The sequence below is a fragment of the Exiguobacterium sp. K1 genome (assembly GCF_033721435.1).
Taxonomy (GTDB): domain Bacteria; phylum Bacillota; class Bacilli; order Exiguobacteriales; family Exiguobacteriaceae; genus Exiguobacterium_A; species Exiguobacterium_A artemiae.
Genome location: NZ_JAOTIT010000001.1, coordinates 55,489 through 78,981 on the forward strand (window position 1 = coordinate 55,489; position 23,493 = coordinate 78,981).

Genomic DNA, 23,493 nt, shown 5'->3' on the forward strand with positions numbered 1-23,493 from the left:
CCGTATGCAAAAACACTTTTTCATCGCCATTCCGGTTGCTGACGAGACGTTGGCGCGATTCGCGTCTTCCCTGAAACTTGAGCGTTATTACAAAACGGTATATGAACCGAACGAGTATCATCTGACACTGCGTTTTTTAGGCTCACTAACCGATGACGAGTTGAGAAACTGGCGGCGTCAGCTGACGGAGATTACGCAAATGACTTCCGCCTTTACTTTAAAACTAGATCACCTTGAACGATTTGGATTAGCAGAACGACCACGTGTCTTTGCTGCCGGACCGGCATATGAGGAAAAACTGTTTCAGCTTGCCCGGCAGATTGATCCGGATCCGGCTAAACCGTTTGTTCCACACATTACCTTTGCGAAGAAGTGGAATCAAGAAGTGTCGCTCCACCCACCCGAACAAACACCTGCCGCCAGCTTACATGTCAAAGAAATCGTTCTGTATCAGATTTGCCCGGACAATCAACCGCGGTATCAGGCAGATACACGATTTCAATTTGGGAAGAATGAACGAGGTGATATGATTGGCATTATTGATGAAACTTTATGATTTAGAAAGCCGTTACGAAAGAAATCCGCTCGAAACTTCAAAACGTTTTAAAGATCAGCAGCTTGTTGATTATGCGAACGTCTTGAAAAAATGGGAGACGGGTGAATTGTTCCCGGGTGAGACGATCATCCGGCCGAAAAAATGGTGGCAGCCTTTTAAGAAACCGGAAATGTTTCAGGTGCCGGGAAAACAAATCTCGAAGTCGGCTTTTGATAAATGGTACAAAAAGCGAGTGGAAGTCCAAAAATTAATTTATGTCGCAGGCGGAGCGACGGAAGATGACATCTGGCGGCTTCCTTTAAGACGACACCTGGATTTTTATCAGATGCTGCATCTCTTGAATGATCAATTCGGTATGTTTTACCGTGCCGTCATTCAGTACCAGCAGGGAGAAGTGGAACTCAGTCCGTTTGTCGTAGGGCCTTCTGCCATCTATATACTGGATTGGTTAGACGGCGAAGAGAGCATCTATCACATCAAACGCAGTAAACTGTGGCGCGAACAACCATTCAAAGCCTCGTCGAAAAACATCGTTAATCCGTTAATCAGTTTAAAACGGACAGAGGATATCCTGCGATTGATTTTAGGTTCCGAATTCATATTGCCAATCGAGCGTGTCGTCATAGCGTCACAAGGCTATTTCGATCAAATGCCAAAAGAGACAACGACGACTTACGTCAGTAAGATTGATTTTACAGAGTGGTTGCGGAAAATGAATCTGTCGGCTGTGCATACAAAAGCTTTTCAGATGCGCGTATGCGAACAGATTTTAAAAGAGACCGTTTCGGTGACATTCCAAATGGCACTGAACAGTCAGGAAAATGGGCGGATTCAAAAATAGGGAGGGAAGCGGCAAGATGTTTGCTTGTCGCGTAAACAGATGATAAATAATGAATCGGAAACGCAACAAGTCAGATTGTATTCAGTTGAGTTCGTGACATTTCAAACCATCTTAATGGAAACCGAAACACCGTTTGGACAAGGTGAGTTTTCGCTCGTCTGTGATGGTGAGCCGATGGACTACTCCATCGAAAATCGGGAAGATATGGACGGAACAATCAAACTGACACTGCTGCTCGACCGGGCGGTTGAATTGGGACGCTGTTATGAAATCATCTTACCCGATCAGGAACGAGTCCGCGTGATGCCAAATCGGATTGTACAGACGGCAGGATTTGATCGCAAATACAGTTATGAAGGACCTTTGGGTGCGGTCTATGAAACCGACATGATTTCCTTATATGTCTGGTCCCCGCTGGCTGAACGGTTGGAATGTATCCGCTACGATCAAGACGGTGTCGAAAGGGACAGCCGGGACTTTGAACGGCAAGAACGCGGCGCGTATCGGTTAGTGGTTCCCCGTTCATGGGAGAACAGCCTGTACCGTTACCGGGTCACGACGTATCAAGGAACAGAGGAAGTTGTTGATCCTTATGCCAAGGCTGTCAGCGTAAATGGACAATTCGCGGTTCTGCTTGATGTCGAGCAAGAAATCAACCGACAGTTTCCTCACCGGCAAAAACGGCCGTTGTTAATCAAACCGACAGATGCCATCCTTTATGAAGCACATATTCGGGATTTCACGATTGATCCGTCTTCCGGTTCTCATTATCCCGGACAATACCTCGGTATGACGGAAACAGGGACCGTATCACCGGAAGGACGCTCGACAGGCATCGATTATTTATTGGACCTCGGTGTGACCCATCTCCAACTGTTACCGGTTCATTTGTTTACGACGACGGAAGAAGTGAGCCGCCTTCCTTACAATTGGGGATACGATCCTGTTCAGTGGTTTTCACTGACAGGCTGTTATGCCAGCGATCCAATCGATCCAAAGGTCCGGATTCTTGAGTATGTCGGGATGATTGAACGGCTTCATGCAGCGGGAATTCGAGTGACGTTTGACGTAGTCATGAATCATGTCTACATCCGGGAACGGTCAGCGCTCGAATACCTGGTGCCGGGCTACTATTTCCGCTATGAAATGGACGGAACACTTGCCAATGGAACTGGAGTCGGGAATGACACCGCATCGGAACGGTTCATGATGCGACGGATGATTGTGGACTGCCTGACCTATTTTGCAGACATTTTTCATGTGGACGCCTTTCGTTTCGATTTGATGGGCATTCATGATGTTGAGACGATGAATCATGTCCGGTCAGCATTAGATCATATTGATCCGACCATTCTTGTGTACGGCGAAGGATGGGACTTGGCGACACCATTACCGCAACGTCAAAAGGCAATCAGTTCAGTCGCTTCACAAATGCCGCGAATCGGTCATTTTAATGATGTTTTCCGGGATGCTTTAAAAGGCTCGACGTTCAATGAAACAGACTGTGGTTTTGTATCGGGCAACGGTTGGTGGGAAGGGGAAGTACGCAACGGAATGGCCGGCAGTATCACGTTGAATGGTCAGACGACGGGGCGTTTCCCTGAGCCGACGTATTCGATCAATTATGTGGAAGCACATGACAATCACACCTTGTACGACAAGTTGACACTCGCCCGGCCGGACCTCGATGAAACGACACGGTTACAGATGAGCAGACTGGCCCAAACGATTATATTTTTATCAGCCGGCATCCCGTTTCTTCATGCTGGACAAGAGTTCGGCCGAACGAAACAAGGCGTCGAGAACAGCTATAATGCACCTGATGCGATTAATCGGGTGGACTGGACGTTACGGGACCGCCAGGCACAGATGGTCGAGTATTTAAAAAACATCTTGCAAATCCGTCGGATGCACGGTGGATTCCGGTTGCACCGAGCTAACCAAGTGCAGGAACTGATGCATTTTTTGCCGATGCAACCTGGAGTCATCGCATACGAAGTAGGGGCTGTTCATTCCTACGATGCCTGGCAACGGACGCTTGTCGTGCATAATGTGACGTCTGAGAAGATTGATATCGCGCTGGATCATCCTAAATGGAATGTGCATGTTTATGGAAACGAAGCATCTATCACACCGATTGAGAAGGGTGTTTCGCAGATCACGGTCCTTCCGTTGTCAACAACGATCGCCACATGTTAAGATAATCATTGTGCCTTAAGGCAAATCTACTAAAAAGTTGAGCGGATTATAATGGAATTAGATATTTTAGATGCGCTTGGCGAAGGCTGGACCCTTACGCCAGCAGGCGGAATTACGGGAGAAGCATACATTGCCTCAACGGGGCAGTCAAAACTCTTTTTAAAACGAAACTCCTCGCCATTTTTGGCGATTTTATCAGCGGATGGTATCGTGCCGAAGCTGCTTTGGACAAAGCGGATTTACAGCGGAGATGTCATCAGCGCCCAGCAATTCATCGAAGGTCAAGAGTTGGAACCGGAAATGATGGAACGGCCGGAAGTCGCAAGGTTGCTCGGAAAGATTCATGATTCGAAGGAACTGTTGTTCATGTTACAACAATTGGATCAGCGTCCGATCGAACCGGATGAACTCTTGCGGCAGTGTCGTTTATATTTTCAACCTGCTGAACTGGCACAACCGGAATTGATTGAACAGGCCATCGACTATTTGTCCGAGCGGTTAACTTACGTCCGGACAGACGAGCAAGTCGTCTGCCATTCGGATTTAAATCATAATAACTGGTTGGTCGGAACAGACGGACATCTGTATCTTAATGATTGGGATGATGCGATTATCGCAGATCGTGCGTATGATCTGGGGATGATGTTATACAGTTATGTCGATGAAGAGTGCTGGCCAGAATGGTTTGCGCATTACGGACATCCGTTGACGAAAGATTTGAAACAACGCATGTACTGGTACGTCGTGGCGCAAGCCGTACTCTCGATTTACTGGTATGAAGATACCATGCATCCTGATGCAACAGAGAGTTATCTTTTTTTAGCGCAATTGCTGGAAATGGAACAGGAAGATTAAAGCGGCGATCTGTTCAAGACAAGAATTTTAAAACACTAACGAAAAACGTGCGGACACAAGTGATTCTGTGTCCGCACGTTTTTTTAGCCTTCGGCAATTTGGATTTCTTTTTCGATATCATGACTTTCAAGATCAGCTGTCCGGTACGCTGCTGTCGTCGGCAAACGTAAGTCCAACTTTGGTTTTTCCTCGAATGTAACGGTTACGTCTTGTACCGTATAGTCGAAGACATGTCCGCCACCGCTTCGTTCTTGATCGATGAAATGAAGATGGTAGCCGGCGACTGCGATTCCATGACCAAACCGGGGTGTGAAATAACCGGCTAACGTACCGTCGATGTGTTCGAATGTCCGGGCGCTTTGTGTCGCGACGGCTTCAGTGATTGGACGGAATGGTTTTTCCTGCCGAGCGACGGTTCGTGTCTTGACCTCGGAAAATCGTCCTTCAATCCGGACGGCGTAAAAGCTGTTGATCGTACCAAGCTGTTCACTTAGCCAGTGTTCAAAATCAGCTTTAGACATCGTTTGCTTCACGGACAACGACTGTTCAGGAACGAATCGCGTAAGAGAACAGAACGGAGTTGTCGTTTTGGGATCGAGCGGACGGGCGCTGCCGTCCGACCGCAGTTGATAAAAGGAACCGTCAAAACCAATCATTTCCCCGTCGAGATGGTCGAATGTACCGATTCCGAAATCATAACCGGAAAGAATCGATTCGTAGCGTGTTTCACTTTCGAATACACCGTCGAGTAAGGCCATCATTGTCGAAATCTGAAGTAATGTATCGTCATGCTGCATCGCTTTCATCTCCTTATCAGTTCAATTGATCCAAGTGTACCTCTTTACCGAGTGTAATGTTATCGCTGTAGTCGATCGGAACATCCACGATGACAGGTCCCTCTGTTTGCCATGCTTCTTCCATGACCGAGATGAGTTCGGACGGATGATTGACACGGAGTCCTTTTGCGCCGAAGCTTTCAGCGTATTTTACTAAATCGACTTCTCCGAACGAGGTACCGGATTTCCGTTTGTATTTCATTTCCTGCTGGAATGCTACCATATCAAACCCGCTGTCCCGCCATACGAAATGGACGAGCGGAGCATTCAGGCGGACTGCCGTTTCCAGTTCCATGGCGGAAAAGAGGAATCCACCGTCGCCGGAAATCGAGACCGCTTTTTTACCCGGACGGACGAGCGTCGCGGCGATTGCCCAAGGTAATGCGACACCAAGTGTCTGCATGCCGTTGCTGAACAAGAGATGACGAGGCTCGTACGACCGGAAGTGACGTGCCATCCAGATGTAATGCGATCCGACATCTACTGTGACCGTGACGTCGTCCGCGATTTGTTCGCGTAATGTTTTCATGAAGTAAAGCGGATGAGTCAGTGGTGAGTCCTTCACGATTGGCGGGATGTCCCGTTCTTCCAGACGTTGTTGAAGACCGTGTAAAAATTCAGTTGAGCTTGCCGGAAGTGTCAATGCATGCAAACGTTCTGATAACGCATTGATGGTTGCTGCAACATCACCGACGAGTTCCCGGTCCGGACGATAGAAGTGATCGATTTCGGCCCGCATCTGATCAAGATGAATCAATGTCCGCTCGTGAGACGGTTGATTCCAGAATTTCGGATCATATCCGATTGGATCGTATCCGATCGATAAGACGAGATCGGCTTCAGCAAGTAAGGCGTCTCCCGGTTGGTTACGGAAAAGACCGACCCGTCCGTAGAAATTAGATTCAAGCTCGCGTGACAACGTACCGGCGGCCTGGAATGTCTGAACGACCGGGATCGACACGCGTTCGAGCAAAGCACGGATGGCTTGAACGACACGCGGTTGACTCGAGCGCATACCGAGTAACAAAACCGGTAACTTCGCTTGTTCAATCAGGGTAGCCGTCTCATCAATCCATTCTTCCGGAGCGATGCCGAGTTTAGGTGCTTCGACCGCTTTGAACGAAGTGACGTTCGCTTCATTTAATCCGACATCCTGCGGAATGCTGACAAAAGCGGCACCGCACGTCGTTTCCGCTGTCCGGAAAGCATTGGATAAGACTTCAGGGATATTGTCGGCATCTTGAACTTCAGCGCTGAAGTTGGTAATCGGTTTGAACAGTGCCTGGTTATCCATCGATTGGTGGGTCCGTTTCAACCGATCGGCTCGTGTGACGGCACCGGCAATCGCGACGACAGGGTCACCTTCCGAGTTGGCCGTGACAAGACCGGTCGCGAGATTGGAAGCACCGGGTCCTGACGTGACAAGTACCACGCCGGGTTTGTCCGTCAAGCGGCCGATTGCTTGTGCCATGAACGCGGCATTCTGTTCATGACGTGCGACGATCAGTTCCGGTCCCCGGTCCTGCAGAACATTAAAGACAGAGTCAATTTTCGCTCCAGGAATCCCGAAGATATAGTCGACACCCTGTTCGATGAGGGTATCGACGACCAAATCGGCTCCTGTTTTCTTCTGTACTAAGTCATTTGAATCACTGTTTTGTTTTTCTTTCATTACAATTCTCCTTTTATACCAGTAGTTTTGGTTGTTCGATAGCTGTAATATAAAAACTGTTTCGTGAAAAGTATACATCTGTTTCAATGAGAAACCAAGGTGAATCCTTCAGAAACTAAAAAAGACACCTTGTGATCAACACAAGATGTCTGCCGCTAACTGTTTATTCCGCATTCACTTTTCCGAACGTCGCCCAGACGAAAAGAGCCGTTACACCCATGACGAGAACGATCGGAGAACCCCACGCAATCAAGAAGTCTTCCAATATTAAAACCTCCTTTAGGAATCATCGTACTGTAAGTGTAGTAGATTGCTCACTTATTCTCAAGTGACGATCTGCTGAACATTCTTTTGGGAGAATGAAGAACATCTTATATATTTACCCGAATCATGATAAACTTATCTGCGGATAATTTAAGAATCGAAAGGATGAGCAGTATGCGTTTACGTCACAAACCATGGGCACTGGATTATATGAAAGAGCAATCCTCCATCTATATAGCAGACCCGTCGACTCTAAAAGGAAACTGGTCGAATGAATTTAAGAATGAGAATCCGATTTACATCGAAGTCGGATCAGGTAAAGGCGCCTTCATCACAGGGATGGCAAAACAGTATCCGGAGGTCAACTTCGTCGCAATCGAACTGTTTGAGAGTGTTGCAGTCGCCATCGTTCAAAAGATGGTGGAAGAACCGCTTGCTAACGTCCGTGTCTTGACGGTCGATGCCAAAGACTTGCGTGACTTCTTTGAAAAAGGAGAGGTGGCCCGTGTTTATTTGAACTTCTCCGATCCGTGGCCGAAATCACGGCATGCGAAACGCCGCTTGACGTACAAAACGTTTTTGGCAACATATGAAGATATTTTACCGGAAAAAGGGCAGATTCATTTCAAGACGGATAACCGGAAATTATTTGAATCAAGTCTGATGACGATGTCTGCTTACGGGATGACATTTGATTGGATGTCACTTGATTTACATGCCAACGAGCCGGAAAATAACGTCAGAACGGAATACGAAGAACGATTTTCAGCAATGGGTCAACCGATTTATCGGATGGAAGCAACGTATACGAAATAATTTAGACAAAAAGTTTTCTTATTTTCCTAGCATTTCTTTCACACTTTTTTCTTATTAATTGGTACAATGTTGTTGACTGAAGAACTGTATTTACAGGTAAAGGGGGAAATTGGGGATGTGGCAAAAAAGCTTAGCCTTCGTAACGGCACTCTTTCTCGCATTGAGTATCGGACAATCGGTATTCGCTGCGATTGATACGTCATCTATGCAAAAAGCACTTGACGAGGATTTGAAGAGTACACATTACGACTATAAAAAAGGTTCTGTAGAAATTGAAGATCCAAAAACATTCACTGGTGAAAAAGGTGAAAATATTATCGGTGGAATCGCGGTAATCGAGACAGTTCGTGATGGAATCTTCATCACGATCAAACGTGAAATTCATTTCTACAACGCAGACAGCGGTAAATTACTTACAAGCGCAGATGCGGCTAAAGTAAAAGGCGTCAAAGAATACATCGACAGCAACTCGGATAACCTGCACCAAAAGGTGGTTTACTGGTTGCCGATGTTACTGATGTTATTAATCATTGCAGTACCAGCTATCATGCTATACGTTGTTGTACCGCGTCTGTATTCAACAAGTGAATACATGAACCCGATCTACGAACGTAATGATAACCCGCGTTAATCTTTTATGAATTAAATGAAAATCCCTTGTCTACCCGAATTACCGGGTGCGACAAGGGATTTTTTTTGATGAATTCAGACGAATAAGACGAGTAAAAAAGCAATGATGGCCGGAAGCCCTTGTTTGAAAAGAATTGAGGTGTTGGCAGTAGCTGCACCATACAGAGCGGCGACGATGACACAACCGAGGAAATACAATTGGACCGCTGAGGAATCAAGGATCAGCCCGAAAACCAGACCAGCAGCAAGAAAACCGTTATAAAGACCTTGGTTGGCAAACAGTGTCCGGATCTGCGGATTGGAGACGGCTTCTTCGGTCAGACCGAATGTACGCCGGGCAGATTTTGATGACAGGAAAAACATTTCAAGTGCCAGAATATAAAAATGTTCCACGGCGACTATTAAAACGAAGAGAGTAGCGAGTAAAGACATGTCGAGTGTCTCCTTTCTGAAAAAAACCATACTTCGTCGATCGAAGTATGGTCCGTCTATTATGCGTATTCGAGTAAAGCACCTGTTTCCGCATCAACTGTGAATTGATACGTTTTTTCATCGTCACCTTCAAGGACCGAGATGCCACCTTTGTAGCTTTGGTAGTCACGTGACTCGTATGCGTACGCCTCTGGTGTTGCAGAGATCCATGCACCTTGGACACGTCCTTTTGCTGAAAATGTGCGTTTCGTGATTTCGAGCGCTTCCTCGGCAGAGAGTTGTTTGTTGTCGACAGCCTTCTTGACTGCGAAAGCGGCAACGACCGCTGCTGCGAGACCGATAATCCAATAGCGTTTTTTCATTAAAATTCCCCTCCTTACAGGTTCTATTCCTACTGTACCAAATAATCCGTCCAGTGAGAAACAAAAGGTTAAGTGATTGAAGCAAAATTTTGTATAATGAATGAACAGGAGGGGATACATATGAATGAAAAAACAAGAGACTTGTTTCGAACATTGACAGAATTGAACGGTGCACCCGGGTTTGAACATGATGTCAGACGCTTTGTGAAAGAACGGATTACACCGGTGACGGATGAAATCGTCATGGACGGTCTTGGTTCAATTTTCGGAAAACGCACGGGTCAGGCGGATGGTCCGAAAGTTATGGTTGCCGGTCATATGGATGAAGTAGCTTTCATGGTCACACAGATTACGAAAAACGGGATGCTCCGGATTCAACCGCTCGGTGGCTGGTGGAGTCAGGTTCTGCTTGCACAACGTTTTTCGATTTGCGGCGATAACGGGATCATTCCCGGTGTCATTGCGTCAACACCACCACATTTGCTGACGGATGAAGTCCGGAATAAACCGATGGCGATCAAAGATATGTTCATCGATGTCGGGGCAGACTCAAAAGAAGAAGCGGAATCCTTTGGTATTCGTCCGGGTATTCCGGCTGTCCCGTTTTTCCCGTTCACACCGATGGCGAACCCGAAAAAAATCATGGCCAAAGCATGGGACAACCGCTACGGCGTCGGGATGGCAATTGAGTTGTTGGAAGAAACGACAGCAGCGGATCATCCGAACGTCTTATTCTCAGGTGCAACGGTTCAAGAAGAAGTCGGCTTGCGCGGTGCACAAACGGCCACCAATCTGATTGATCCGGATGTTGCTTTTGTCGTTGACGCCTCACCGGCCAACGATGCTTCAGGAGATAAAACGGAATTCGGTCAGCTTGGTCAAGGACCGTTGTTACGTATTAAAGACAGCGTCATGATTTTATCGAAAGAAATGACGGATTATGTGCTCGATACAGCGGAATCGAACAATATTCCGTATCAGTATTACGTCGGAGCAGGTGGAACGGACGGAGGCGTCATCCATCGTTCGAACAACGGAATTCCAACGACGGTCGTCGGTCTTCCGGCACGTTATATCCATACACATGCTTCAATCATGCACACGGATGACTATGATGCGGCAAAAGAATTACTGAAGAAACTGGTCACGCAACTGGATGCGACGACACTTGCGACGTTACAAATTAAATGAACGTGATAGAAGAGGGGATCGTTGCGATCCTCTTTTTTTTGGTTTCAACTGTCTTGTCAGATGAAAAACAAATGTATGACCTTTTTTTAGAGTTTGTTATAATGAATCTGATTTTAAACAGAAGGAAGTGGCAGCTTGTTAAAAAGAAAAGGAATTTTACTCAGTCCGAAAGTATATTTTATTACGGTACTCAGTTATATGGCATTAGGATTATTCAGTTCTTTGATTATGGGACTAATTTTAAAGACGATTGGTGAAGGGTTAATCACAAAAGGAATCGATGCGGAAATACTCGTCACGGTCGGGCAGCAGGCTATCGCACTGACAGGGCCGGCAATCGGAGTAGCGGTTGCCTTTGCGCTCGAAGCTCCGCCGCTTGTCTTGTTTTCAGCCGTTGCGGTCGGTGCCTTTGGTTACGAAGCGGGAGGTCCTGCCGGAAGTTACGTGGCAGCCGTCATTGCGACCGAAATCGGAAAACTGATCTCAAAAACGACGCGACTCGATATCATTTTGACGCCATTCATCACCTTGCTCATCGGTTTTGTGAGTGGAAAATATGTCGGAGCTTGGATTGGAACGCTGATGACCGATTTAGGGGAAATCATCCGGTGGGGAACAGAAAGAGAACCTTTAGTCATGGGGATTTTTGTAGCGACCGTCATGGGTCTCGCTTTGACGGCTCCCATCTCGAGTGCAGCTCTCGGAATCATGTTAGGTCTGGATGGACTGGCAGCCGGTGCTGCAACGATCGGCTGTGCCGCACAAATGATCGGTTTCGGTGTCATCAGTTATCGCGATAACGGGATTGGGGGTTTCATTGCCCAAGGAATCGGCACGTCGATGTTGCAGGTGGGGAACATCATTCGAAATCCATGGACGATTGTTCCGCCGACACTGGCGGGCGCATTGCTCGCTCCATTTGCGACTGTCTTACTCACACTCGAAAGTAATCCTGAAGGGTCGGGGATGGGGACGAGCGGACTGGTCGGTCCGCTGATGTTGCTAAAGACGATGGGATTCGAAGGCGAGTACTACTTAGCGGTTTTCGTATTGTGTTTCCTGGCACCAGCACTGATCAGTTATTTGATTTACCGTATCCTCCGTCGCATGGGACGGATTAAAGACGGGGATCTGAAAATCGAGTATTGATGAACAAATTTTTTCGATGAGTAGATAAGCAAAGGTGGCAGATTATCATTCTGCCACCCTTGCTTTTTTGTAGAGACTGACTCAAAAGTCAGTCCCTTCATGTTCACAGTGAAAAGCCGAACGCACTGGAGTAAAAACTGGTGAAAAAGACATACAAGTATAAAAGATAGAGCGGAATCAAATACCGCATCCGAACGATCGGCAATTTTCTGGCGAGCCGTTTCCCGATTGCTTCGAGCAACATGATGATGGCAAATCCGACTACAAGAAGGATCAGGATTTGAGGCAGGCTACGTTCGGAATCGATAAACGAATAGCCGTACCGGAGACAGCTTGTCATGCCGACAAAACCAACAAATCGTTCAAAAGGATGCTTAACAGGTTGATCAGTCATAATAATTTCCTTTCAGGACATTTTCTAGTTGCAGTATAGCAAACAGAGCACGAAAACGCACAGAAACATTCGAATATGCTATGATGGAGCCAATGAAAAAGCAAGTATTGAAGGAGTGTAACAGATGAAAAAATTAGAATCGAAAGAACAATTTGATCAAGCGAAAAAAGAAAAATCGATTTTCCTCTTTTCAGCGGATTGGTGCCCGGATTGCCGGTTTTTAGATCCCTTCATGCCGGAAATGGAACAGACGTTCAGTGAATTTAATTTTTATTACGTCGACCGCGATCAGCACATTGAAATTGCCCAGGAAATGGACATCTTCGGAATTCCGAGCTTTGTTGCGTATCGTGAAAATGAAGAAACGGGTCGTTATGTCGGGAAAGAACGAAAAACACCTGAACAGGTGACCGCATTTTTAGAAACAGTCTGAAACAAAAGCGAGCGCTGACTCGCTTTTTTTAATAGGAAAGGATGAAATGGATTCATGGAACTACAACAAATTCGCCGCCTCGTTACGGAGGCATTTGATACCACTCAATATACAACGTATTTCGATCGGGAAAAATCGGTTCTCCGCATCGAACGCAAACAGGATCGGACAGGAGTCGATCTGGGATTGAATCCGCTTGTAGCGAAAGCAAAGCGTCGCGGTGTCATAGCGGTCGAAGAGACGATCGAATACATTAAAGCCGTTTTGGAGCAGACGGAACCGGTTTCGCTGATTGGTCATGAACAACAGGTCTTCCCTGTCATTCGGGCAAAATCTTTTGCCGATGAGACGAAAGATGGCAAAAAAATCATCAGTACACCACATACCGGTGAAACGAAAATCATGTACGCGCTTGATTTAGGGGCTACGTACCGGTTGATTGACGAAGAATTGTTGAATCAAGCAGGATGGACGACCGAACATTTGTCAGAGGCAGCGCGGTTTAATTTAAAATCACTCGAAGCGCCGTTTAAGATGGATGAAGTGGCCGGGAATATCTTTTATTTCTTGAGTACGGGTGACGGCTACGAAGCGAGTCGTGTCTTAAACAAACAATTATTAAGCGATTACGCTGAAAAAATGACAGGAGAGTTTGCTGTCGGAATTCCGCATCAGGACGTGCTGATCTTTGCTGACATTCGAAACGACGCGGGATACGATGTTCTGCAACAATTGATGTTTGACTTCTTCACGAACGGACGGGTTCCGGTAACGGCACTTCCTTTCATGTACGAAGAAGGCAGACTCGAACCTGTCTTCGTCCTTGCAAAAAACAAGCATCCGAAAAGCTGAATAATCTGCTACAATAGGCATTGTGAGAAAGTTTGAAGGGAGTCATGGATTGCATGAATGTTTTTTATAATAAAGAAGGTGTCGGAGACGTCTTGATGGTCATCTTAGCAGATGCACCCCGCGCTGAAATCACTGCCGAAAGAAAAGGCGATGTAGCAACGATTTTCCATGGCGAAGACGTAATTGGCTATAACATCTTCGAAGCATCAAACCAGTTTGAATTAAATGCTGTAGGACCGGTCGACTTGACACCGGAAATTGTTGAAACGATTCAACGCATACTAGGAGAAAATGGAATCAATTTTGAAGCACGTGAAATTGATTATTCACCTAAATTCGTCGTCGGATTCGTAGCATCTGCCGAAAAACATCCAGATGCGGACAAGTTGTCGGTTTGTCAGGTAGAGGTGGATGGTCAGACACTGCAAATCGTCTGCGGGGCACCTAATGTTGCCGCCGGACAAAAAGTAGTCGTCGCTAAACCGGGGGCGGTCATGCCGTCCGGATTGATTATTCGTCCTTCCGCTTTACGTGGAGTGGCTTCTAGCGGAATGCTTTGTTCTGCCCGGGAACTGGCATTGCCGGATGCACCGCAGGAAAAAGGAATTCTTGTACTCGAAGGTACCGCGAAAACGGGGGAAGCATTTTTAATCGGTCGATAATTCGGCCGATTTTTTAACAAGATGGAGGGGTGAGGGAATGAGCAATCGTTATGAGCAGTCGTTAAAGGAACAAGCAGCACGGATTCGACGTGAATTAGCAGGCGAAAAAGAAACGAAACCCGTCGAACGTCCAAAAAAAGAAGAACGTGAAGATCGATTCGTGTTGACGGATGTTCCATCGCCTATTTACGGATTCCAACGACCTAAAAAGCAACGGTCGATCCAAGAGGAAATCCATTCGGACGAATCTGAAGTCGATGTTTCAAGTGTACATGAAGAGGAAAAGTCATCAGAAGAGTCGCTTGAACATGAGACAGAGGAATTGAACGAAGGGTCGCGGATCGAGACGATGGAACAGACGGATCTAACCGAAGCGGATGCTGGCTTGGTACCGATGACAGATTCAGAGATTCTCGTTCCGGAACCGTCGATTGAAGAAAATTCTTCGCCGGAGGATATTGTCGAAAATCAAGTCGAAGCGCAAGCGTCAACAGAAACTCTTCTTCCTGAAGAAGAGGATGCAGTTGAAGAAGCAGAAAATCCGGGTGCAGAAGAAACGGACAAAGAAGATAAGGTAGAAGAAACAGTTGCAGAAGAAACCGACAAAGAAGAAACAGTGGAAACGCAAATCGAAGCGACTCCTGAGGTTCCTGTAGCAGATCAGACGGTACAGGAAGAAACAGAAACCATTCCGTCCTCAACGGATATGGTACACGTGGATTCTCAGATGGAAGAACCGCTCTCTGCCGACGACGCTTCAGTTGATGAAATGAAGCAAGTAGTTGCAGTGGAAACAGAACCGACGGCAAACCAGTCGATTCAAATCAAAAAGCCGGTCGGTCCGCCGGTAAACGTCGTGATGACGACGAAGGACTTGATGGCGATGTATCGTGCACGTCGGGAACAAAATAATTTACATGGTAAAAAATAAGTCGGTTTGCTATAATGGTACAGGTTTTGTACCCAAGCCCGATGGTACGGACCGGAACGTGAATTGGAGGGCTCATATATGACAAATTATCATTTTGTAGGGATCAAAGGAACAGGGATGAGTGCGCTCGCCCAAGTACTGCATGAAATGAATCATCAAGTACAAGGTTCTGATATTGACAAGCATATTTTTACAGAGGATGCCTTACGGGCAAAAGGAATTCCGTTTTTCCCGTTTAGTGCGGAAAACATTAAAGAAGATCAAGTCATCATCCAAGGGAATGCTTTTGGGGATGACCATCCAGAAATTGCTCGGGCAAAGGAACTGGATTTGACGATTTATCACTATTACGATTTCTTGGGGCATTTAGCAGATGAGTATCGGTCTGTTGCGATTACCGGATCACATGGTAAAACATCGACGACTGGTTTACTCTCGCACGTCTTGAGTGGAATTACACCAACGGCATTTCTGATTGGTGATGGAACAGGTGCCGGTGTGGCAGAAGCAAAAGCATTTGTCTTTGAAGCGTGCGAGTACAAACGCCACTTCTTATATTACAAACCAGACTATGCCATCATGACGAACATTGACTTCGACCATTCTGACTACTTTACGGGAATCGACGACGTCGTCTCGGCATTCCAAGAGATGGCGATGCAGGTCAAACAAGCAATCGTTGCTTGTGGAGATGACGAGCACCTGCAAAACCTTCAGGCGAATGTTCCGATTCTGTATTATGGTTTTGGAGAAAATAATGATTTTCGTGCAGAAAACGCGACGTCGACGCCGGACGGAACATCATTTGATGTCTATCTCCGGGATGATTTTTACGGGACGTTCCTGATTCCTGGTTTTGGCCGACACCATGTCTTGAATGCGTTGTCTGTCATTGCGATCTGCCAGTATGAAGGACTGAACAAAGAAGAAGTCGCTGCACGTCTGTCTACATTCGGTGGAGTGAAACGTCGTTTTAGCGAAACAAACTTCGGTTCGCAAATCCTTGTTGACGACTACGCGCATCACCCGAAAGAAATCAGTGCGACGATTGAATCGGCACGCAAGAAATATCCGGATCGTGAAGTCGTAGCGATTTTCCAACCGCATACGTATACCCGCTTAAAGTCATTCATGGATGATTTTGCGACATCATTACGTGAGGCGGATGCTACTTATCTGTGTGAAATCTTTGGATCGGCACGTGAGCAAGAAGGGCAAGTCCGTGTAGAAGATTTACAAGATAAAGTGCCGGGGTCTGATATTTTGACGCGGGACAATGTATCGATTTTACGTAAACATGAAAATGCCGTGTTGCTCTTTATGGGAGCAGGAGACATTCAAACGTATCAACACCAGTACGAAAATGCCAAGTAACATCATCAGAAGGAACAGGCGCTGACATTCATTTGTCAGCGTCTTTTTTGTCGGTTTCGTGAAACAAAAAATCGGAAGGGATTTTGAGAAAAAATCTGTTGAATTTTTGATTGCATCTTGAATTGATTTTTGGAATAGTGGGGGTATGTTATTTAGAAAGGAAAGACGTCATGGGACAAATTTTACTCATCTTACTGTTGCAGCTGATTTACGTACCTGTTTTGACACTACGTACCATCATGCTCGTCAAAGGAAGAACTATCATTGCAGGTGTGTTAGGAACGGTTGAAACGTTGATTTATATCTTTGCGCTCGGAATCGTATTCCGTGACTTGACGACAGTCGGCATGATTGTCTACGCCCTTGGATTCGGGCTTGGAATTCTGATCGGAGGATTTGTCGAACGGAAGCTGGCAATCGGATACAACATGATTCAAGTGCATACACAGGACTTCCCAGCAGAGCTGATTCAGGTCATCCGGGATAACGGATTCGGAGTCACGCATTATCAAGGGCAGGGCCGTGATGGAATTCGATACCGTCTGGATGTACTAGCAGCCCGGACGAGAATGAAAGTGTTGCGTAATCTGGTCGAGGAATATGAACCAAAAGCTTTTCTTGTCGCATTTGATTCCGTTGATTTCAAAGGAGGCTATATGCTCAAGGGATTAAAACGATCCCAGTAAGGAATTTCATCATCGGTCTTTGAAAGAATCTCCCATGAAATCATGTTTAAGTTTTGTTATTTAAGGATAAAGATGATATAGAACAAAACACAGTTTTATGAGAGGAGAGATCGATCATGATTAGTAATCACGCTAAGAGTGCTTTAAACCAACAGGTGGCAAACTACGGGGTACTGTTTGTAAAACTTCATAACTACCACTGGTACATTAAAGGTCCTGATTTCTTGACGCTGCATGTAAAACTTGAAGAGTTATACACTTGGGTTTCAGAACAATATGATGTCGTGGCAGAACGTCTGTTGATGAACAATGGAATGCCTTCTGCGACGCTGAAGGAATATTTAGAGCAGACGACGCTTGAAGAAGCAAAACCGGGTTTATCGGCAGATGAAATGGTGGAGTCGGTCATCAGTGATTTCCAACAGATTCGCAAAGAAATGCTAGATGCAATCGTTCATCTTGAATCGCAAGACGTAACGGTTGAAGATGATTTGCTGGCACAAGCAAAAGAAATCGAGAAACAAATTTGGATGTTGCGCGCGACATTAAAAAAATAACTTAAAAAAGCGGATGGCTTCATCCTATGTGGAATAAGCCATCCGTTTTCCCTTACTTTAAGTTTTCAGGATTCAAGACGTCGAGTTCAGGTAAAACGAAGCGACCGTCTTTGCGAATCAAAACATCATCAAACCAGATTTCTCCGCCGCCGTAATCCGGACGTTGAATGTTCACCAAATCCCAGTGAATGGATGAGTCGTTTCCGTTATACGCTTCAGCATATGCTTGACCAGGCGTAAAGTGGAAACTGCCGTCGATTTTTTCATCAAACAAGATATCTTTCATCGGGTGTTGGATGAACGGGTTGACACCGATTGCGAATTCTCCGACGAAACGAGCTCCGGCATCTGTATCAAATACTTGGTTGATGCGTTCCGTATCGTTTGCTGTCGCTTCTACGATTTTACCGTCTTTAAACGTCAGTTTGACGTTTTCGAAGGTAAATCCTTGATAAGGAGAAGGTGTATTGTAAGAGATGGTACCGTTAATCGAATCCTTGACCGGTGCGGTGAAGACTTCTCCGTCCGGAATGTTGGCATTGCCGGCACACTTGATGGCTGGAATGTCCTTGATGGAGAAAGCCAGGTCTGTTCCCGGGCCGACAAGACGGACGCGATCAGTTTTGTTCATCAGATCGACGAGGGGTGTCATGGCGTCGCCCATCTTCGCATAATCAAGCGTACAAACATCGAAGTAAAAGTCTTCGAACGCTTCCGTTGATTGGTTCGCCAGTTGTGCCATGGAAGTCGTCGGGAAACGTAAAACGACCCACTTCGTACCTTTGACCCGGTCTTCGGTATGCATCTTGCCGAGTGTTTGACCGTACAGCTTCATCTTGTCAGACGGAACGTCAGACAGTTCGTTGATATTGTCGCCGGCACGCAACCCGATATAAGCATCCATTGCCTGCATTTGTTTTTGTTCGATGTCCGCCATCAGTTGAAGCTGTTCTTCCGACGCATTGCGGTACAATTTCCGTAACACGCGGTTATCCTTTAAGAGGACGAATGGAAGGCCACCGGCTTCATAAGCGGCATCAACGAGTGCTTCGACAAGTTCACGTTCGATTCCGAAATTCTCGATCAAGACTTTTTCACCAGGAGCAAGTGCTACTGAATAATTGATAAGATTCGTTGCGAGTTGTGTTAGACGTGGGTCACGCATGAAAAGTTCCTCCTCAAAATGATGTATGTAGGTTTCATTTATCATTGTAACGGAAATAAACCATTTGGAGTAGCAGGAACCATCGCTTCTACGTCGAACTACCAACTAGACACTAGCAAAAGAAATTGGAGGCACGAACCATGGAAATCACATTAGGCGGAATTGCCGGACTGGTCGCTGCGATTGCATTCGTAGTACTCGTCATCTTCCTCGCACGCGTTTTAAGCGCAGCAGGTAAGACACTTAACAACGTAGCAGATACGACAGCAGGACTCGAACGTCAATTAGACGGGATCATGATGGAGACGACAGCGTTGTTACACAAAACGAACCGTCTTGTTGATACGATTGAAGAAAAAACTGAATTGCTTGCACCAGTTGCCAATTCAATTGAAGAACTCGGAACATCGCTTAATAAAGTAACCGATTCAGTCCGGACCGTATCTGATACGGTTGCAGGTGCTGCCGATACAAATAAAGAACAAATCGCGCAAGCTGTCCGTTGGGGATCAGTCGCGGTTGAACTCTTTAAAAAAAATAAGCCTGAACCGGGTCAGGAAGTTTCATCTTCGACAACGGCTACAACGACTGTTGAAAAGAAACCGCGTCGTCGTTTCCGTAAAAAAGCAGAAACACCGGTCACACCGGAAATCGTTTCCGTACCGGATGTCGAAAGTATTCCAGATGAGTTGAAGGGAGATCGTTCATAATGACAAAACAACATCCATACCAAACACAAGATACTTCTAAGGGCGGCGGATTTCTCGCAGGTATCATCGTCGGTGGATTAATCGGCGCAGCAGCAGCCTTATTATCAAGTCCAAAATCAGGCCGTGAAATGCGCGGAATGCTCGATGAGCGCACAGCACCGGCACGCCAACGTTTGAACGAACAGACACAAGTCGTTCGTGAAAAAGCAGAACCGCTCGTAGGGGAATGGATTCAACTGGCAAAAGATAAAGCAGCGCCTGTCATTGAAAAAGCGAAGAAAAACCCTACTGTTCAAGAAGCAGCACAATATGCTGGGTTTGAAAAAGACCAATCAAGCATCGATGCAGCACTTGCTGAGGCGGAACAGCTGGTCCGTGACATCGAACGTGAAATCGGCGACGAAGTGGACGGAGCATCGGTTGCAGAAGAACTGGATACAGAAACCGTCGCTGAACTGTCGGAATTCCGGGAGAAGCTTGTAGAAGAGCAGGATGATACAGAAGATGAGGACAACGATCCTCAGTCAAAATTAAGTCATGAAAAGAAACCTAAAAAATAAAGAATCGGAGCGTACTGCCTGACTTTTAACGGGTAGTACGCTTTCTTTGTATACAATTGCAAAAGAGTTCGCTATAATTAGTTGCTATTACGAGCTATATGCTGATTAGGGAGTGGTAGAAGAATGGATCAACATGCAGAATTGAAACGTTTACGGGATGAACTTGATTTAGTGAATGCTGAGTTGCTGGCGTTAATTAATAAACGAGGGGAAATCGCGGTTGAAATTGGTGAAGTTAAACGTGCCCAGGGAATCGACCGGTATGATCCGGTACGTGAACGTCAAATGCTTGAATCGATTGCAGCAAGCAATCATGGTCCATTTGAAACAGGACGCCTACAGCACGTATTTAAAGAAATCTTCAAAGCATCGCTTGAGTTACAAGGAGAAGACCGGACACGCAAGTTACTGGTTTCCCGCAAACAAAAACCGACGAATACAATCATTCGGATCGGGGATGATGTGATTGGTGACGGTTCCCAACAATTGATTGCGGGTCCATGTGCGGTCGAAAGTGAAGAACAGGTCTTTGAGGTGGCAGAGCAACTGGCGAAGCATGGTGTTCGATTCATGCGCGGCGGTGCTTACAAACCACGGACATCCCCATATGATTTCCAAGGTCTTGGATTAGAAGGATTAAAAATGTTGAAAAAAGCAGCAGATGCACATGGTCTTCATGTCATTACTGAAATCATGACACCGAGTGCGGTCGAATCAGCTTTACCTTACGTCGACATCATTCAAGTCGGTGCCCGCAACATGCAGAACTTTGACTTATTGAAGGAAGTAGGGCGGACAAACAAGCCGGTTCTGTTGAAGCGGGGCTTATCGGCCACACTTGAAGAGTTCATGTACGCTGCGGAATACATCATGGCAAGCGGTAACGAACAGGTCATCTTATGCGAACGCGGTATCCGGACATATGAACGGGCAACCCGCAATACGCTTGATATCTCTGCCGTGCCAATCCTGAAACAAGAAACACATCTTCCGGTCATGGTGGATGTGACCCATTCGACAGGGCGCAAAGATTTACTTCTTCCGACTGCCAAAGCAGCGTATGCCATCGGGGCAGACGCGGTGATGGTAGAAGTCCATCCGTTTCCGGCGCTTGCGTTGTCGGACGCGAACCAACAATTAGATTTTAATGAGTTCGATTCGTTCATCGAGAATCTGACTTCTACTTTTCCGGCACTAAACGTTCAATGATTTTCTAAAAAGGCTGTTCTTTAGCGAATGAAAACGTTTTACAATGAGGGAAGAATGGGAAAAGAAAGGTATCTTTTCCTGTCTTCCTTTCGTGTTGCCTAAAAATGAAAACGAGAATGAAAACAAAAGGATTGTCTAAAATAAGGAGGAATTTGTTTTGAACAGTAATATAACGATTTATGATGTCGCCCGGGAAGCCGCCGTCTCCATGGCGACCGTCTCACGTGTAGTGAATGGAAATCCGAACGTCAAACCATCGACGCGAAAAAAAGTACAGGATGCTATCGATCAGCTCGGATATCGTCCGAATGCAGTGGCACGAGGTCTTGCCAGTAAGAAAACGACAACTGTCGGTGTTATCGTACCGGATATTTCGAACATCTTTTTTGCCGATTTGGCACGTGGAATCGAAGACGTTGCGACAATGTATAAGTACAACATCATCTTGTGTAACTCGGATCAAAACCCGGAAAAAGAGATTCACCTGTTGAATACGTTGCTTGGAAAACAAGTCGACGGCATTATTTTCATGGGTGGACGTCTTCATGAAGATCTTGTCCGTGAATTCAAAACATCGCCTGTTCCAATCGTGTTGGCGGCTACTTTAAATCAAGAGTATGATCTTCCGGCCGTTAATATTGATTATGAGAGTGCTGCACATGATGCGGTCAAATCGTTGATTGACAATGGTCATAAACGTATCGGCTTCATTACCGGACCGTTGGAACAACAGATTAATGGCGAAAAGAAATTTGCTGGTTACCGCAGTGCCCTGGAAGAAGCCAATCTGCCGTTCGATGAGCAAAACGTTGTCCTTGGGAACTATACGTATGATTCAGGCATGAAGGCGATGAACCAATTACTTGAACTCGGGGATGCTTGTCCGCGTGCGATTTTTGCGGGAACAGATGAAATGGCACTTGGTGTCATTCACGCTCTGCAAGACGCCGGTCACCAAGTACCGGAAGATTTCGAAGTCATCGGACATGACAACACACGTCTTGCGACGATGATTCGTCCGAAGCTGACGACGGTCGTACAACCGATGTATGATATCGGCGCAGTATCAATGCGTTTATTGACGAAAATCCTCAATAAAGAAGAAATCGAGACAAATGACGTGACGTTACCACACCGTATCGAACAACGTGATTCGACACGTTCTTGATTAAAAAAAGACAATGAATCAAAAAGAAATCACCCGTTCTTTCACGCCTTTTCCTCAGGCGAGACACAAGACCCGCTTTCCTGTAGGAGTCGTGTGAAAAGAGTGATTCTTTTTAAACGGGAAAGGGCGGCAGATTTCAAATCTGCCGCCCTTTTTTATTACTTAACTGAAATGGTTTGATCCTGATGATGATGTAATTGATCGTTCTCGACATGAAGTCGGATGATGGTCTTGCCTGGATGTGTTAACGAAACTTCCCCTACGTATTGATCTGATTTTTTAGTGAGCGGCAGATACGTATGTTTTTCGACACCGGGCTCGATGACTTCGATTTGAACATCTGCCTGGAGCGGTTTGCCGTTTAGGAAGACATGAAAGGAGACAGGTAGCTTGGCCCCGGCTTTCATTGTTTTAGCACCCATGTAATGAACAGACAGTCCTTCGACGGTCGCATGCTCATGTGCCTGTTCAGTCGTGTCTTTTTTTGTGTCTTCATGGGAGTGATCCATGACGACGAATGAGATTTTATCCATATGATGAAGTCCGTTCTTATCATTGATATGATAAAGACCTTCGTATTCGCCTTCGGCAAGCTTGGCTTCGGCTTGATAAGTACCGGTCTTTTTTAAGGCTGCTTTGAATTTTTGATGAACCGCTTCTTTTTCATCGGCTTTCCAGACTTCAAAAGCCACGTTTTCCAGATTAACAGCCTTTTTGTTTTCAAGTGCTGTCGCTTGGAAAACTACTTTTTGGTTTTCCATCGTCTTCGCCGGTACATCAACTGTAACGTCGACCGGTTTTTTTCTCGAGCCTTGCATTGTATCGTGATCCATTGCTTGTTTGTCATTCGCGCATCCGGCAAGCAAAAGTCCTGTCGCGAAAAACATCCCCATGAAGCCTATTGTTTTTTTCTTCAACACGGATTCCCCCAATTTTCGTTTACTAAATAAAGTAATGAAAGCTTATTCAGTATAACAAGAACTTGTGAA

At 46.0% G+C, this 23,493-nt stretch carries 27 protein-coding genes; 19 read left to right on the plus strand and 8 right to left on the minus strand.

Features of this window, described 5'->3' with window-relative positions:
• Positions 1-4: 4 nt before the first annotated feature.
• The 4 genes from thpR to N7U64_RS00290 all read left to right on the plus strand — a co-directional run bounded on the left by thpR (position 5) and on the right by N7U64_RS00290 (position 4,451).
• A complete protein-coding gene (thpR, locus tag N7U64_RS00275; RefSeq protein ID WP_290827403.1) occupies positions 5-556 on the plus strand; it encodes an RNA 2',3'-cyclic phosphodiesterase in 552 nt (183 codons plus the stop codon).
• The gene (locus N7U64_RS00280; RefSeq protein ID WP_318927801.1) at positions 531-1,397 is read left to right on the plus strand and encodes a hypothetical protein; all 867 of its coding nucleotides are present in this window, start codon (positions 531-533) and stop codon (positions 1,395-1,397) included. Before thpR ends, N7U64_RS00280 begins: the two co-directional genes overlap by 26 nt.
• Positions 1,398-1,490: 93 nt before the next feature.
• A complete protein-coding gene (pulA, locus tag N7U64_RS00285) occupies positions 1,491-3,596 on the plus strand; it encodes a type I pullulanase (RefSeq protein ID WP_318927802.1) in 2,106 nt (701 codons plus the stop codon).
• Positions 3,597-3,647: 51 nt separating this feature from the next.
• Entirely contained in the window at positions 3,648-4,451 is an 804-nt protein-coding gene (locus N7U64_RS00290) for a phosphotransferase family protein (protein ID WP_318927804.1), read from the plus strand.
• 83 nt (positions 4,452-4,534) lie between these two features.
• Here N7U64_RS00290 and budA read toward each other — a convergent pair whose 3' ends face one another.
• The 3 genes from budA to N7U64_RS15380 form a co-directional block, all read right to left on the minus strand.
• The gene (gene budA / locus N7U64_RS00295) at positions 4,535-5,248 is read right to left on the minus strand and encodes an acetolactate decarboxylase (protein ID WP_290827401.1); all 714 of its coding nucleotides are present in this window, start codon (positions 5,246-5,248) and stop codon (positions 4,535-4,537) included.
• Positions 5,249-5,264: 16 nt separating this feature from the next.
• A complete protein-coding gene (gene alsS, locus N7U64_RS00300; protein WP_318927806.1) occupies positions 5,265-6,959 on the minus strand; it encodes an acetolactate synthase AlsS in 1,695 nt (564 codons plus the stop codon).
• A gap of 163 nt (positions 6,960-7,122) precedes the next feature.
• Complete coding sequence (locus N7U64_RS15380; RefSeq protein ID WP_413230418.1) at positions 7,123-7,224, minus strand: cytochrome bd oxidase small subunit CydS; 102 nt, start codon at positions 7,222-7,224, stop codon at positions 7,123-7,125.
• A gap of 173 nt (positions 7,225-7,397) precedes the next feature.
• On the opposite strand from N7U64_RS15380, the gene trmB reads away from it, so the two are divergent.
• Together trmB and N7U64_RS00310 are read left to right on the plus strand one after the other, a co-directional pair.
• Positions 7,398-8,039: a tRNA (guanosine(46)-N7)-methyltransferase TrmB gene (trmB, locus tag N7U64_RS00305; protein ID WP_012371129.1), complete on the plus strand. Its 642-nt coding sequence runs from the start codon at positions 7,398-7,400 to the stop codon at positions 8,037-8,039.
• 115 nt (positions 8,040-8,154) lie between these two features.
• Positions 8,155-8,670 (plus strand): hypothetical protein, encoded by a 516-nt coding sequence (locus N7U64_RS00310; RefSeq protein WP_012371128.1) that lies wholly within the window; start codon positions 8,155-8,157, stop codon positions 8,668-8,670.
• 74 nt (positions 8,671-8,744) lie between these two features.
• Here the strand turns inward: N7U64_RS00310 and N7U64_RS00315 are convergent, their stop codons facing one another.
• Together N7U64_RS00315 and N7U64_RS00320 are read right to left on the minus strand one after the other, a co-directional pair.
• Positions 8,745-9,101 (minus strand): DUF1304 domain-containing protein, encoded by a 357-nt coding sequence (locus N7U64_RS00315; protein ID WP_318927808.1) that lies wholly within the window; start codon positions 9,099-9,101, stop codon positions 8,745-8,747.
• 59 nt (positions 9,102-9,160) lie between these two features.
• Entirely contained in the window at positions 9,161-9,463 is a 303-nt protein-coding gene (locus N7U64_RS00320; RefSeq protein ID WP_012371126.1) for a PepSY domain-containing protein, read from the minus strand.
• Positions 9,464-9,583: 120 nt separating this feature from the next.
• Between N7U64_RS00320 and N7U64_RS00325 the strand changes: the two genes are divergently transcribed.
• Both N7U64_RS00325 and N7U64_RS00330 read left to right on the plus strand, forming a co-directional pair.
• The gene (locus tag N7U64_RS00325; protein ID WP_012371125.1) at positions 9,584-10,654 is read left to right on the plus strand and encodes a M42 family metallopeptidase; all 1,071 of its coding nucleotides are present in this window, start codon (positions 9,584-9,586) and stop codon (positions 10,652-10,654) included.
• A gap of 135 nt (positions 10,655-10,789) precedes the next feature.
• Positions 10,790-11,803 carry a PTS transporter subunit IIC gene (locus tag N7U64_RS00330; protein WP_290827398.1) on the plus strand — a complete coding sequence of 338 codons (1,014 nt, stop codon included), beginning with the start codon at positions 10,790-10,792 and terminating at the stop codon, positions 11,801-11,803.
• Positions 11,804-11,906: 103 nt separating this feature from the next.
• On the opposite strand, the gene N7U64_RS00335 is transcribed toward N7U64_RS00330, so the two are convergent.
• Positions 11,907-12,197: a hypothetical protein gene (locus tag N7U64_RS00335; protein WP_214767116.1), complete on the minus strand. Its 291-nt coding sequence runs from the start codon at positions 12,195-12,197 to the stop codon at positions 11,907-11,909.
• Positions 12,198-12,321: 124 nt separating this feature from the next.
• On the opposite strand from N7U64_RS00335, the gene N7U64_RS00340 reads away from it, so the two are divergent.
• The 7 genes from N7U64_RS00340 (at position 12,322) to N7U64_RS00370 (ending at position 17,692) form a co-directional block, all read left to right on the plus strand.
• Positions 12,322-12,630: a thioredoxin family protein gene (locus tag N7U64_RS00340; RefSeq protein WP_012371122.1), complete on the plus strand. Its 309-nt coding sequence runs from the start codon at positions 12,322-12,324 to the stop codon at positions 12,628-12,630.
• A gap of 54 nt (positions 12,631-12,684) precedes the next feature.
• Positions 12,685-13,482, plus strand: coding sequence for a DUF1444 domain-containing protein (locus N7U64_RS00345; protein WP_318091005.1), 798 nt, complete (start codon positions 12,685-12,687; stop codon positions 13,480-13,482).
• Positions 13,483-13,535: 53 nt separating this feature from the next.
• The gene (gene ytpR / locus N7U64_RS00350) at positions 13,536-14,144 is read left to right on the plus strand and encodes a YtpR family tRNA-binding protein (protein ID WP_318927823.1); all 609 of its coding nucleotides are present in this window, start codon (positions 13,536-13,538) and stop codon (positions 14,142-14,144) included.
• A gap of 37 nt (positions 14,145-14,181) precedes the next feature.
• Complete coding sequence (locus tag N7U64_RS00355) at positions 14,182-15,075, plus strand: hypothetical protein (protein WP_318927825.1); 894 nt, start codon at positions 14,182-14,184, stop codon at positions 15,073-15,075.
• 78 nt (positions 15,076-15,153) lie between these two features.
• A complete protein-coding gene (murC, locus tag N7U64_RS00360; protein WP_012371118.1) occupies positions 15,154-16,449 on the plus strand; it encodes a UDP-N-acetylmuramate--L-alanine ligase in 1,296 nt (431 codons plus the stop codon).
• Positions 16,450-16,619: 170 nt separating this feature from the next.
• Positions 16,620-17,135 (plus strand): DUF2179 domain-containing protein, encoded by a 516-nt coding sequence (locus N7U64_RS00365; protein WP_012371117.1) that lies wholly within the window; start codon positions 16,620-16,622, stop codon positions 17,133-17,135.
• 116 nt (positions 17,136-17,251) lie between these two features.
• Positions 17,252-17,692 (plus strand): Dps family protein, encoded by a 441-nt coding sequence (locus N7U64_RS00370; protein ID WP_012371116.1) that lies wholly within the window; start codon positions 17,252-17,254, stop codon positions 17,690-17,692.
• A 52-nt stretch (positions 17,693-17,744) separates the two neighbouring features.
• Here N7U64_RS00370 and N7U64_RS00375 read toward each other — a convergent pair whose 3' ends face one another.
• Positions 17,745-18,857 (minus strand): aminopeptidase, encoded by a 1,113-nt coding sequence (locus N7U64_RS00375; RefSeq protein ID WP_290827389.1) that lies wholly within the window; start codon positions 18,855-18,857, stop codon positions 17,745-17,747.
• A gap of 140 nt (positions 18,858-18,997) precedes the next feature.
• Between N7U64_RS00375 and N7U64_RS00380 the strand changes: the two genes are divergently transcribed.
• From N7U64_RS00380 to ccpA, 4 genes are all read left to right on the plus strand, one after another.
• Positions 18,998-19,567: a DUF948 domain-containing protein gene (locus tag N7U64_RS00380; protein WP_290827387.1), complete on the plus strand. Its 570-nt coding sequence runs from the start codon at positions 18,998-19,000 to the stop codon at positions 19,565-19,567.
• Positions 19,567-20,127, plus strand: a complete 561-nt coding sequence (locus tag N7U64_RS00385; RefSeq protein ID WP_290827385.1) for a YtxH domain-containing protein — start codon at positions 19,567-19,569, stop codon at positions 20,125-20,127. The genes N7U64_RS00380 and N7U64_RS00385 overlap by 1 nt, the downstream gene beginning before the upstream one ends.
• A gap of 123 nt (positions 20,128-20,250) precedes the next feature.
• Positions 20,251-21,336 (plus strand): bifunctional 3-deoxy-7-phosphoheptulonate synthase/chorismate mutase, encoded by a 1,086-nt coding sequence (locus tag N7U64_RS00390; RefSeq protein ID WP_290827383.1) that lies wholly within the window; start codon positions 20,251-20,253, stop codon positions 21,334-21,336.
• A gap of 157 nt (positions 21,337-21,493) precedes the next feature.
• The gene (gene ccpA / locus N7U64_RS00395; protein ID WP_290827381.1) at positions 21,494-22,504 is read left to right on the plus strand and encodes a catabolite control protein A; all 1,011 of its coding nucleotides are present in this window, start codon (positions 21,494-21,496) and stop codon (positions 22,502-22,504) included.
• 158 nt (positions 22,505-22,662) lie between these two features.
• Here ccpA and N7U64_RS00400 read toward each other — a convergent pair whose 3' ends face one another.
• On the minus strand, positions 22,663-23,424 hold the full coding sequence (locus tag N7U64_RS00400) for a FixH family protein (RefSeq protein WP_318927830.1): 762 nt from the start codon (positions 23,422-23,424) through the stop codon (positions 22,663-22,665).
• Positions 23,425-23,493 lie beyond the last annotated feature (69 nt).